This window comes from Streptomyces sp. NPDC034670 (assembly GCF_055574875.1).
Genome location: NZ_JBVITR010000045.1, coordinates 1 through 11289, shown reverse-complemented (window position 1 = coordinate 11289; position 11289 = coordinate 1). Strand labels below are relative to the sequence as shown.

General features: G+C 70.9%; 11 protein-coding genes. 8 read left to right on the top strand and 3 right to left on the bottom strand.

Annotation, left to right across the window (positions count from 1 at the left end):
* Positions 1 to 114 precede the first annotated feature (114 nt).
* Positions 115 to 396, bottom strand: a complete 282-nt coding sequence (locus ACZ56B_RS25245) for a DUF397 domain-containing protein (RefSeq protein WP_468794948.1) — start codon at positions 394 to 396, stop codon at positions 115 to 117.
* Positions 397 to 670: 274 nt separating this feature from the next.
* On the opposite strand from ACZ56B_RS25245, the gene rpsO reads away from it, so the two are divergent.
* The 5 genes from rpsO (at position 671) to ACZ56B_RS25220 (ending at position 6200) form a co-directional block, all read left to right on the top strand.
* Positions 671 to 958 carry a 30S ribosomal protein S15 gene (rpsO, locus tag ACZ56B_RS25240; protein ID WP_004982702.1) on the top strand — a complete coding sequence of 96 codons (288 nt, stop codon included), beginning with the start codon at positions 671 to 673 and terminating at the stop codon, positions 956 to 958.
* Positions 959 to 1333: 375 nt separating this feature from the next.
* Positions 1334 to 3553 carry a polyribonucleotide nucleotidyltransferase gene (locus tag ACZ56B_RS25235; RefSeq protein ID WP_468794944.1) on the top strand — a complete coding sequence of 740 codons (2220 nt, stop codon included), beginning with the start codon at positions 1334 to 1336 and terminating at the stop codon, positions 3551 to 3553.
* Positions 3550 to 4929, top strand: a complete 1380-nt coding sequence (locus tag ACZ56B_RS25230) for a M16 family metallopeptidase (protein WP_468794941.1) — start codon at positions 3550 to 3552, stop codon at positions 4927 to 4929. Before ACZ56B_RS25235 ends, ACZ56B_RS25230 begins: the two co-directional genes overlap by 4 nt.
* Before the next feature lie 59 nt (positions 4930 to 4988).
* Positions 4989 to 5741 (top strand): 4-hydroxy-tetrahydrodipicolinate reductase, encoded by a 753-nt coding sequence (gene dapB / locus ACZ56B_RS25225; protein ID WP_468794938.1) that lies wholly within the window; start codon positions 4989 to 4991, stop codon positions 5739 to 5741.
* A gap of 15 nt (positions 5742 to 5756) precedes the next feature.
* Positions 5757 to 6200 carry a hypothetical protein gene (locus ACZ56B_RS25220; RefSeq protein ID WP_468794935.1) on the top strand — a complete coding sequence of 148 codons (444 nt, stop codon included), beginning with the start codon at positions 5757 to 5759 and terminating at the stop codon, positions 6198 to 6200.
* A gap of 64 nt (positions 6201 to 6264) precedes the next feature.
* Here ACZ56B_RS25220 and ACZ56B_RS25215 read toward each other — a convergent pair whose 3' ends face one another.
* On the bottom strand, positions 6265 to 6822 hold the full coding sequence (locus ACZ56B_RS25215; protein ID WP_468794932.1) for a hypothetical protein: 558 nt from the start codon (positions 6820 to 6822) through the stop codon (positions 6265 to 6267).
* A gap of 114 nt (positions 6823 to 6936) precedes the next feature.
* Positions 6937 to 7176 (bottom strand): hypothetical protein, encoded by a 240-nt coding sequence (locus ACZ56B_RS25210; protein ID WP_468794929.1) that lies wholly within the window; start codon positions 7174 to 7176, stop codon positions 6937 to 6939.
* Positions 7177 to 7408: 232 nt separating this feature from the next.
* Between ACZ56B_RS25210 and thyX the strand changes: the two genes are divergently transcribed.
* The 3 genes from thyX (at position 7409) to ACZ56B_RS25195 (ending at position 11101) form a co-directional block, all read left to right on the top strand.
* The gene (thyX, locus tag ACZ56B_RS25205; protein WP_468794926.1) at positions 7409 to 8149 is read left to right on the top strand and encodes an FAD-dependent thymidylate synthase; all 741 of its coding nucleotides are present in this window, start codon (positions 7409 to 7411) and stop codon (positions 8147 to 8149) included.
* 211 nt (positions 8150 to 8360) lie between these two features.
* Positions 8361 to 9263, top strand: coding sequence for a 4-hydroxy-tetrahydrodipicolinate synthase (gene dapA / locus ACZ56B_RS25200; RefSeq protein ID WP_468794924.1), 903 nt, complete (start codon positions 8361 to 8363; stop codon positions 9261 to 9263).
* Positions 9264 to 9415: 152 nt separating this feature from the next.
* Complete coding sequence (locus ACZ56B_RS25195; RefSeq protein WP_468794922.1) at positions 9416 to 11101, top strand: ribonuclease J; 1686 nt, start codon at positions 9416 to 9418, stop codon at positions 11099 to 11101.
* Positions 11102 to 11289: the final 188 nt, after the last annotated feature.

The following is an 11289-nucleotide window of genomic DNA, read 5'->3' as shown; positions in this document are numbered from 1 at the left end:
TCGTACCGTGACGGGTTCTCGATGACCTCCCCACCCCCCCCCCCCCCCCCCCACGCCCCCCCCCCCCCCCCCCCCCCCCCCCCCCCCCCCCCCCCCCCCCCCCCCCCCCCGCGGTCACCTCGCGTCCGGACCCGCCGGCTCCAGATCGAACTCGCCGTCCCGCGCGCCCAGGACGAACGCCCGCCACTCCGCCTCCGTGTACCGCAGCACGGTGTCCGGATCGAGGGACGACCGCATGGCCACGGCGCCGCCCGGCAGGTAGGCGATCTCGACGCGCTCCTCGTGCTCCTCCGTGCCCGGCGCGCTGTGCCACTCGACGCCGGAGATGTCGAGCGCGTACAGCTCGTCCCTCTCCCGCTCCTTGCGCGCCTTGATCTCCTCAGCCGTCTCCGCCATGCCGCAGTGATCCCTTCCGCCGTCTCCGCCGTACGAACGACTCCGAGCGCTCACCCTAGTGGCCGCCCCCGCCCGGCCCGGGCGGTTCGGCGGACCCGGGAAGAGCGCCCGCCGTCACCTGGTAGTCTGGCCGACGGCCGTTTGTGTACGCACCCCCGGAGCGCCGCTCTGGAGGCCGCGCCCAGCGGATCCCCGCCTTCCGAGTCACGGAAGATCCCCCGAGACGAAGACCGGGGGCACTCGGTGGCCCTTTACCAGACCATGAGGAGTACGCGTGTCGCTCGACGCCGCAACGAAGAAGCAGATCATCTCCGAGTTCGGTACCAAGGAGGGTGACACCGGCTCCCCCGAGGTCCAGGTCGCCCTGCTCTCCCGTCGGATCTCCGACCTGACGGAGCACCTCAAGACCCACAAGCACGACCACCACTCCCGTCGTGGTCTGCTGATCCTGGTCGGTCAGCGCCGCCGGCTGCTGCAGTACCTCGCCAAGAAGGACATCCAGCGCTTCCGTGCGCTGGTCGACCGCCTCGGCATCCGCCGCGGTGCGGCGGGCGCCAAGTAAGACGCCGTGAGGGGAGCGGTTCCCGGAACGAGGGGGCCGCTCCCTTTGCTGTACGTGCGGAGTGTCACCGCGCCTTTGTAGGGTGGTAGCACGACGCAGGAGGAACGACCCAGCAAGTACGACCCCCATGTGATGACCCGTACCGCATCGGGTATGCGGGCCCTACGGGCGTCACGACGGACGTCGACCGGACGTCGACGACGCACGAGGAGAAGCGCGCCTCGCCGCCGGTCCTCGGTAGTGGCCCCCGGGAGAGTGAACCCCGGGTGCTTCGATCGAAGACCGGCCCGCACCAGTGGAGCGCTTCTCCGCCACCGTCCCCCCGCCACACGGGCGAGGCGGGACCAAAGACGACAAGTAACGGAGAAAACGCTGGTGGAGAACGAGACCCACTACGCCGAAGCCGTCATCGACAACGGCTCCTTCGGCACCCGCACCATCCGCTTCGAGACGGGCCGCCTGGCCCGTCAGGCCGCAGGCTCCGCCGTGGCCTACCTGGACGACGACACCATGGTGCTGTCGGCCACCACCGCCTCCAAGAACCCCAAGGACCAGCTCGACTTCTTCCCGCTCACGGTGGACGTCGAGGAGCGGATGTACGCCGCCGGCCGGATCCCCGGCTCCTTCTTCCGCCGTGAGGGCCGGCCCTCCGAGGACGCGATCCTCACCTGCCGCCTCATCGACCGCCCGCTGCGCCCGTCCTTCAAGAAGGGCCTGCGCAACGAGATCCAGGTCGTCGCCACGATCATGGCGCTCAACCCCGACCACCTGTACGACGTCGTGGCGATCAACGCCGCCTCCGCGTCCACGCAGCTGGCCGGTCTGCCCTTCTCCGGCCCGATCGGCGGCGTCCGCGTCGCGCTGATCCGCGGCCAGTGGGTCGCCTTCCCGACGCACACCGAGCTCGAGGACGCCGTCTTCGACATGGTCGTCGCGGGCCGCACCCTGGAGGACGGCGACGTCGCGATCATGATGGTCGAGGCCGAGGCCACCGAGAAGACCGTCAAGCTGGTCGAGGGCGGCGCCGAGGCGCCCACCGAGGAGGTCGTGGCCGCCGGCCTGGAGGCCGCGAAGCCCTTCATCAAGGTGCTGTGCCGCGCCCAGGCCGACCTCGCCGCGAAGGCCGCCAAGCCGACCGCCGAGTTCCCGATCTTCCTGGACTACCAGGACGACGTCCTCGAGGCGCTCACCGCCGCCGTCAAGCCCGAGCTCGCCCAGGCGCTCACCATCGCCGGCAAGCAGGAGCGCGAGGCCGAGCTGGACCGCGTCAAGGCCCTCGCCGCCGAGAAGCTCCTGCCGGAGTTCGAGGGCCGCGAGAAGGAGATCTCCGCCGCGTACCGCTCGCTGACCAAGACCCTGGTCCGCGAGCGCGTCATCAAGGAGAAGAAGCGCATCGACGGCCGCGGTGTCACCGACATCCGCACCCTGGCCGCCGAGGTCGAGGCCATCCCGCGGGTGCACGGCTCGGCGCTGTTCGAGCGCGGCGAGACCCAGATCCTGGGCGTCACCACCCTCAACATGCTCCGCATGGAGCAGCAGCTGGACACCCTCTCCCCGGTGACCCGCAAGCGCTACATGCACAACTACAACTTCCCGCCGTACTCCACCGGCGAGACCGGCCGCGTCGGCTCCCCGAAGCGCCGCGAGATCGGCCACGGCGCCCTCGCCGAGCGCGCCCTGCTCCCGGTCCTGCCCTCGCGCGAGGAGTTCCCCTACGCGATCCGCCAGGTGTCCGAGGCCCTCGGCTCCAACGGCTCGACGTCCATGGGCTCGGTCTGCGCCTCCACCATGTCGCTGCTGAACGCCGGTGTGCCGCTCAAGGCCCCGGTCGCCGGCATCGCCATGGGCCTGATCTCCCAGGAGATCGAGGGCGAGACCCACTACGTCACCCTCACCGACATCCTCGGTGCGGAGGACGCCTTCGGCGACATGGACTTCAAGGTCGCCGGCACCAAGGAGTTCGTGACCGCCCTCCAGCTCGACACCAAGCTGGACGGCATCCCCGCCTCCGTCCTCGCCGCGGCCCTCAAGCAGGCCCGCGACGCCCGCCTCCACATCCTCGACGTGATGATGGAGGCCATCGACCGGCCCGACGAGATGTCCCCGCACGCCCCGCGGATCATCACCGTCAAGATCCCGGTCGACAAGATCGGCGAGGTCATCGGCCCCAAGGGCAAGATGATCAACCAGATCCAGGAGGACACCGGCGCCGAGATCACCATCGAGGACGACGGCACCATCTACATCGGTGCCGCCGACGGCCCCTCCGCCGAGGCCGCCCGCACCACGATCAACAGCATCGCCAACCCGACGATGCCCGAGGTCGGCGAGCGCTACCTGGGCACGGTCGTGAAGACGACGACGTTCGGCGCCTTCGTCTCCCTCCTCCCCGGCAAGGACGGCCTGCTGCACATCTCGCAGATCCGCAAGCTGGCCGGCGGCAAGCGCGTGGAGAACGTCGAGGACGTCCTCGGCGTGGGCCAGAAGGTCCAGGTCGAGATCGCCGAGATCGACTCCCGCGGCAAGCTCTCCCTGGTCCCCGTGACGGAGGACGAGGAAGGCTCCGAGGAGCAGAAGGACGACGCCGACCAGTGACGTCCCACGCCTTCGACGCGACGGCCCGCACCTCCTCGGAGGCGCGGGCCGTCGCCCGTACCCAAACCCTGATCAAGGGGGAGAACGGCATCGGCACCGTCCGCAAGACCACCCTCCCCGGGGGCCTGCGGATCGTCACCGAGACGCTGCCCTCGGTCCGCTCGGCGACCTTCGGCATCTGGGCGCACGTCGGCTCCCGCGACGAGACCCCGTCCCTGGGCGGTGCCACCCACTACCTGGAGCACCTGCTCTTCAAGGGCACGGCCCGCAGGTCCGCCCTGGACATCTCCTCCGCCATCGACGCGGTCGGCGGCGAGATGAACGCGTTCACGGCCAAGGAGTACACGTGCTACTACGCACGCGTACGCGACACCGACCTGCCGCTCGCCATCGACGTGGTGTGCGACATGCTCACCGGCTCGGTGATCCGCGAGGAGGACGTCGACGTCGAACGCGGCGCCATCCTCGAGGAGATCGCGATGACCGAGGACGACCCGGGCGACTGCGTGCACGACCTGTTCGCGCACACCATGTTCGGCGACACCCCCCTGGGCCGCCCGGTGCTCGGCACGGTCGACACGGTCAACGACCTCACCGCGGACCGCATCCGCCGCTTCTACCGCAAGCACTACGACCCCACCCACCTCGTGGTCGCCTGCGCCGGCAACATCGACCACGGCGAGGTCGTACGCCGGGTCCGCGCCGCCTTCGAGGCGGCCGGCGCCCTCAAGGACCCCGGCGCCCGGCCCATCGCACCGCGCGGCGGCCGGCGCGACCTGCGCACCGCGGGCCGGGTCGAGGTCGTCGACCGCAGGACGGAGCAGGCGCACATCATCCTCGGCATGCCGGGCCTGGCCCGCACCGACGAGCGGCGCTGGGCCCTCGGCGTGCTGAACACCGCCCTCGGCGGCGGCATGTCCTCCCGCCTGTTCCAGGAGGTCCGGGAGAAGCGCGGACTGGCCTACAGCGTGTACTCGTACACCTCCGGCTTCGCCGACTGCGGCCTGTTCGGCGTGTACGCGGGCTGCCGGCCCTCCCAGGTCCACGACGTGCTGAAGATCTGCCGCGACGAACTCGACCAGGTGGCCGAGCACGGACTGCCGGACGATGAGCTGGAGCGCGCGATCGGCCAGCTCCGGGGCTCCACGGTCCTCGGCCTGGAGGACACCGGCGCGCTGATGAACCGCATCGGCAAGAGCGAACTGTGCTGGGGCGAGCAGATGTCGGTCGACGACATGCTGGCCCGGATAGCCTCGGTCACCCCGGACGACGTCCGCTCGGTCGCCCGCGACATCCTGGGGAGGCGGCCCTCCCTGTCGGTCATCGGCCCGCTCAAGGACAAGCAGGCGGCCCGGCTGCAGGACGCCGTCGCCTAGGGCCCTGGCCGCGGGACCCGCCGGCAGGCCCCCACCCCTCCGACAAGGAAGCAAGGAAGATGAGCAAGCTGCGCGTGGCGGTCCTCGGCGCCAAGGGCCGGATCGGATCCGAGGCGGTCAGGGCGGTCGAGGCCGCCGAGGACATGGAGCTGGTGGCCGCCCTCGGCCGGGGCGACAAGCTGGAGTCCCTCGCCGAGGCCGGCGCCCAGGTCGCCGTGGAACTGACCACTCCGGCCTCGGTCATGGGCAACCTCGACTTCTGCGTGCGCCACGGCATCCACGCGGTCGTCGGCACGACGGGCTGGACCGACGAGCGCCTCGGGCAGCTGAAGGGCTGGCTCGAGCAGTCCCCGGAGACGGGCGTGCTCATCGCGCCGAACTTCTCCATCGGCGCCGTGCTGACCATGAAGTTCGCGCAGATCGCCGCCCCGTACTTCGAGTCCGTCGAGGTCGTCGAGCTGCACCACCCGAACAAGGTGGACGCCCCCAGCGGCACCGCCACCCGCACCGCCCAGCTCATCGCCGAGGCCCGCCGCCGGGCCGGCAGCGCCCCCGCCCCGGACGCCACCACCACCGCCCTGGACGGTGCCCGCGGCGCGGACGTGGACGGGATCCCGGTGCACGCGGTCCGGCTGCGCGGCCTGCTCGCCCACCAGGAGGTCCTGCTCGGCGGCGAGGGCGAGACGCTCACCGTCCGCCACGACTCCCTGCACCACAGCAGCTTCATGCCGGGCATCCTGCTCGGCGCCCGCCGCGTGGTGACCACTCCCGGCCTGACCTTCGGCCTGGAACACTTCCTCGACCTGAACTGAGCCCGAGTCGACCCCATGCGCGCCAAGATCTCCTACGCCGTCACGGCCGCCGTCCTGGTCGTCTACTTCGTCCTGGTCGGCAGCCGCGGTGTGCTGCTCATCGGAACCGGCACGCCCCTGGCCGTCGCCCTCGGCGTCGCGGTGCTGGTCCTGCCGGTCATCGGTGTGTGGTTCCTGTGGAAGAACACCGAGTTCGTCCGCAGCGCCAACCGGCTCGCCGCCGAGCTCGACGCCGAGGGCGGACTGCCCGTCGACGACCTGAAGCGTCTTCCCAGCGGTCGTATCGACCGGGACTCGGCCGACGAGGTCTTCGCCCGGCGCAAGGCTGAGGCGGAGGCGGCTCCCGACGACTGGCGCAGCTGGTTCCGGCTCGCCGTCGCCTACCACGACGCCCGCGACACCCCGCGCGCCCGCAAGGCCATGCAACGGGCGATCACCCTGCACAAGACCTCCCGCTGAGCGCGTACGGCCGCACCCTGCGCCTGTACGGAACGGGACCGGCGCAGGGTGCGGCCGTACGCGCTCAGCTCGGCCGGTACTCGTCGGCCCAGACCTCCACGGAGTCGGCCGCCCGGTCGAAGGCCAGCGGGTCCCGTCCCAGGAAGTCCGCGTCGTGCGAGGTCAGCAGGGGCGGCAGGGTCTCCGGGGTCCGCCCCCGCCGGGCCAGGAGCAGCGCCTGCCCCTGCACGGTGCGGGGCAGCCCCAGCCAGCGCACCGGCTGCTGCACCGTGCGCACGGAGACCACCTGGTCCCAGGACGTCGTACGCGTGCCGAGGAAGGCCACGCGGCGCAGGCCCCGCGCGCTCACCCAGACGCCCATGCGCAGCATCCGCAGCGCACAGCCGATGAGGACCAGCGCGACGGCGAGCACGGCCCCGGCGGACGACAGCGTCGCCGTCGCCGCGATGACGACTCCCGCGAGCAGCACGAACGAGGCGAGCAGCAGCAGAAGCGCCGCCGCACCCACCCGCCACGGCCCGGGACGGTACGGGCGCCGCCAGCGGTCACGGTCGTCGTACGGCAGAGCGACGTCGTCCGCGGCGTCGAACGCGCGGTCGGCCGTCAGGAAGGGCAGGGGCACAGCTGGTCCTCACTCGATCCATGCGTGGGCAGTGCCCGGTGAGGCTACCGATCTGTGTCTGCGGTCACCACCCTCGGGGGGCCCGGGCGGGGCGGGGACGGCCGTGCCCGCGGCTCAGCGCCCGTCGGTGGCCTGCGACTGCCGGGTCTCCGTGCCCGACGGATCGGTGGACAGCGCAGGCGTCCCGAGGACCAGGGAGCCCACCAGTCCGGCGACCACGGTGAGTCCCAGCAGGCAGCGCCCGGCTATCTCACCGGGGGTCGCCCGCTCACGGGGCGGGGGAGTGACGTTGCTGCGGAACCTGTCGGCCTCGGCGAGGAAGGCGAACGGTACGGGTTCGCGCCGACCGAACATCAGGGGTGCGTCTCCCTTCGAGATCGAACGGATCACTGTCACCAGTACAGACGAACGATCACCTCGGAAGGTGCCCACTTTCGGCGAATTCGCAGAAGTTCGGTGATGTTCGCCGCCGTTCGGCGGCGTATGTCGCGGCCCGGCGCCGGACGTCCCGTCGAGCGTCCCGCTGTCGGAGCCGGGCCGTAGAGTGGGCGCCGCCCGCGAGATGTGATGGAAGGACCTGCGCGCCGTGACCGACACCCCCGCCGACGACCTCAAGCTCGACTTCCGCAGCGATGTGACCGTCGAGCTGGTCAAGCACACCGCGTCCGACGCCGACGTGCTGTTCGCCGCCCGCGTCTCGACCCTCGGCGAGCAGTCCCTGGACGAGCTGAACAAGGATCCCGAGCGCTCCAGGGGCTTGATCAACTACCTGATGCGGGACCGGCACGGCAGTCCCTTCGAGCACAACTCGATGACCTTCTTCATCAGCGCTCCGATCTTCGTCTTCCGCGAGTTCATGCGGCACCGCGTGGGCTGGTCGTACAACGAGGAGTCGGGCCGCTACCGCGAGCTCCAGCCGGTCTTCTACGTCCCGGACGGGTCCCGCAAGCTGGTTCAGGAGGGCCGCCCCGGCAAGTACCGCTTCGTCGAGGGCACCGCGGCCCAGCAGGAGCTGGTGGGCCGCGTCATGGAGGACTCCTACCGGCAGGCGTACGAGGCGTACCGGGAGATGCTCGCCGCCGGCGTGGCCCGCGAGGTCGCCCGCGCGGTGCTCCCCGTCGGCCTGTACTCCTCGATGTACGCCACCTGCAACGCCCGTTCCCTGATGCACTTCCTCGGACTGCGCACCCAGCACGAGCTGGCGAAGGTCCCGTCCTTCCCGCAGCGGGAGATCGAGATGGTCGGCGAGAAGATGGAGGCCGAGTGGGCCCGGCTCATGCCGCTCACCTACGACGCCTTCAACGCCAACGGTCGTGTCGCGCCGTGAGGAGCCCTCGTTCGCGCGCCGGGCACGCGTGTCCGGGTCAGCCCTCCGAGGTGTCCGTATTGCGGCATTTCGAGAAGTTCATCTAGCCTGATCAGACGGGCCCGGCACTGCCTGAACCCCCGAGCGGGCAGTGCCGGGTCCCCCCTTCGCGTCACCCTGTCGTCTCCCCCGAGGGAAGACCCCGACCTGAGCAACGAGTAGCGTGTAACCCATGGCTCCGACCTCCACTCCGCAGACCCCCTTCGGGCGGGTCCTCACCGCCATGGTCACGCCCTTCACGGCGGACGGCGCACTCGATCTCGACGGCGCACAGCGGCTCGCCACCCACCTGGTGGACGCAGGCAACGACGGCCTGATCATCAACGGCACCACCGGCGAGTCCCCCACCACCAGCGACGCGGAGAAAGCGGACCTCGTACGAGCGGTCCTGGAGGCGGTCGGAGACCGTGCCCACGTCGTGGCCGGGGTCGGCACCAACGACACCCGCCACAGCGTCGAGCTGGCCCGCACCGCCGAGCGCACCGGCGCACACGGCCTGCTGGTCGTCACCCCGTACTACAACAAGCCCCCGCAGGAGGGCCTCCACCGCCACTTCACGACCGTCGCCGACGCCACCGGGCTGCCGGTCATGCTCTACGACATCCCCGGCCGCAGCGGTGTCCCGATCAGCACCGAGACGCTCGTCCGCCTCGCCGAGCACCCCCGGATCATCGCCAACAAGGACGCCAAGGGCGACCTCGGCCGCGCGAGCTGGGCCATCGCCCGTTCCGGCCTGGCCTGGTACTCCGGTGACGACATGCTGAACCTGCCCCTGCTCTCGGTGGGCGCCGTCGGCTTCGTCTCGGTCGTCGGCCACCTCGTCACCCCCGAGCTGCGCGCCCTGGTCGAGGCGTACACCTCGGGGGACGTCCAGAAGGCCACCGAGATCCACCAGAGGCTGCTTCCGGTCTACACGGGGATGTTCCGCACCCAGGGCGTGATGACCACCAAGGCGGCACTCACCCTCAAGGGCCTGCCCGCCGGGCCCCTGCGGGCCCCCATGGTCGCGTGCGCGCCGGAAGAGATCGAGCAGCTCAAGATCGATCTTGCTGCCGGCGGGGTACAGCTCCAGTAACCAGACTTCGCGCGACCGTCCGCGCACCCGGCTTCACAACTGAATAAGCGGGCCACCGGTGCCCGCACCCACAACGACAACTGCTTCTGCACGAACGTCACGCGCGCCACGTGCCCCACCGGTACGTGGCGCGCGTGGTTGAGGAGAGTCTTTTGAGTCATCCGCACCCTGAACTCGGTCCGCCCCCCTCGCTCCCCGAAGGCGGTCTGCGCGTCACCCCGCTCGGCGGCCTCGGCGAGATCGGCCGGAACATGACGGTCTTCGAGTACGGCGGCCGTCTGCTGATCGTCGACTGCGGAGTGCTCTTCCCCGAGGAGGAGCAGCCCGGAATCGACCTGATCCTGCCGGACTTCTCATCCATCCGGGACCGTCTCGACGACATCGAGGGCATCGTCCTCACCCACGGTCACGAAGACCACATCGGTGGCGTCCCCTTCCTCCTCCGCGAGAAGCCGGACATCCCGCTGATCGGCTCCAAGCTGACCCTCGCCCTCATCGAGGCGAAGCTCCAGGAGCACCGCATCCGCCCGTACACCCTGGAGGTGGCGGAGGGACACCGCGAGCGCGTCGGCCCCTTCGACTGCGAGTTCGTCGCGGTCAACCACTCCATCCCCGACGCGCTCGCCGTGGCCATCCGCACCCCCGCCGGCATGGTGGTCCACACCGGCGACTTCAAGATGGACCAGCTCCCGCTGGACAACCGCCTCACCGACCTCCACGCGTTCGCCCGGCTCAGCGAGGAGGGCATCGACCTCCTCCTCGCCGACTCGACGAACGCCGAGGTCCCGGGATTCGTCCCGCCCGAGCGGGACATCTCCAACGTCCTGCGCCAGGTCTTCGCCGGCGCCCGCAAGCGGATCATCGTGGCCAGCTTCGCCAGCCACGTCCACCGCATCCAGCAGATCCTCGACGCGGCGTACGAGTACGGCCGTCGGGTCGCCTTCGTCGGCCGCTCCATGGTCCGCAACATGGGCATCGCCCGCGACCTCGGCTACCTCAAGGTCCCGCCGGGCCTGGTGGTGGACGTCAAGACCCTCGACGACCTCCCCGACAGCGAGGTGGTCCTTGTCTGCACCGGCTCCCAGGGCGAGCCGATGGCGGCCCTGTCCCGCATGGCCAACCGCGACCACCAGATCCGCATCGTCGAGGGCGACACGGTGATCCTGGCGTCGTCGCTCATCCCCGGCAACGAGAACGCGGTCTACCGCGTGATCAACGGCCTGACCCGCTGGGGCGCCAACGTCGTCCACAAGGGCAACGCCAAGGTGCACGTCTCCGGGCACGCCTCCGCGGGCGAGCTGCTGTACTTCTACAACATCTGCCGCCCGAAGAACCTGATGCCGGTGCACGGCGAATGGCGCCACCTGCGCGCCAACGCGGAGCTGGGCGCCCTGACCGGCGTCCCGCACGACCGCATCGTCATCGCCGAGGACGGCGTGGTCGTCGACCTCGTCGAGGGCAAGGCGAAGATCGCAGGAAAGGTCCAGGCGGGATACGTCTACGTCGACGGCCTCTCCGTCGGCGACGTCGGCGAGCCGGCCCTGAAGGACCGCAAGATCCTCGGGGACGAGGGCATCATCTCGGTCTTCGTGGTCGTCGACTCGTCCACCGGCAAGATCACGGGTGGTCCGCACATCCAGGCCCGGGGCTCCGGCATCGAGGACTCCGCCTTCGGCGCGGTGATCCCGAAGATCACGGAGACACTGGAGCGCTCGGCCCAGGACGGCGTCGTCGAGCCGCACCAACTGCAGCAGCTCATCCGCCGGACGCTGGGCAAGTGGGTCTCCGACACGTACCGGCGCCGGCCGATGATCCTGCCCGTGGTGGTCGAGGTCTGACGGCCCGTCGGCCCCCACGTACGAGCGAGCCTGGGGGGGGGGGGGGGGGGGGGGGGGGGGGGGGGGGGGGGGGGGGGGGGGGGGGGGGGGGGGGGGGGGGGGGGGGGGGGGGGGGGGGGGGGGGGGGGGGGGGGGGGGGGGGGGTGGGCGCGGTGTTGCTTCTTTGCTCTCGTCTGTTTTTGCTTCTG

What these genes read in the sequence shown, in the direction of transcription:
- ACZ56B_RS25210 (WP_468794929.1), bottom strand. Translation starts at nt 7,176, where the DNA reads ATGTTCGGTCGGCGCGAACCCGTACCGTTCGCCTTCCTCGCCGAGGCC.
- ACZ56B_RS25220 (WP_468794935.1), top strand. Translation starts at nt 5,757, where the DNA reads ATGCGCGCCAAGATCTCCTACGCCGTCACGGCCGCCGTCCTGGTCGTC.
- dapA (WP_468794924.1), top strand. Translation starts at nt 8,361, where the DNA reads ATGGCTCCGACCTCCACTCCGCAGACCCCCTTCGGGCGGGTCCTCACC.
- dapB (WP_468794938.1), top strand. Translation starts at nt 4,989, where the DNA reads ATGAGCAAGCTGCGCGTGGCGGTCCTCGGCGCCAAGGGCCGGATCGGA.
- ACZ56B_RS25245 (WP_468794948.1), bottom strand. Translation starts at nt 396, where the DNA reads ATGGCGGAGACGGCTGAGGAGATCAAGGCGCGCAAGGAGCGGGAGAGG.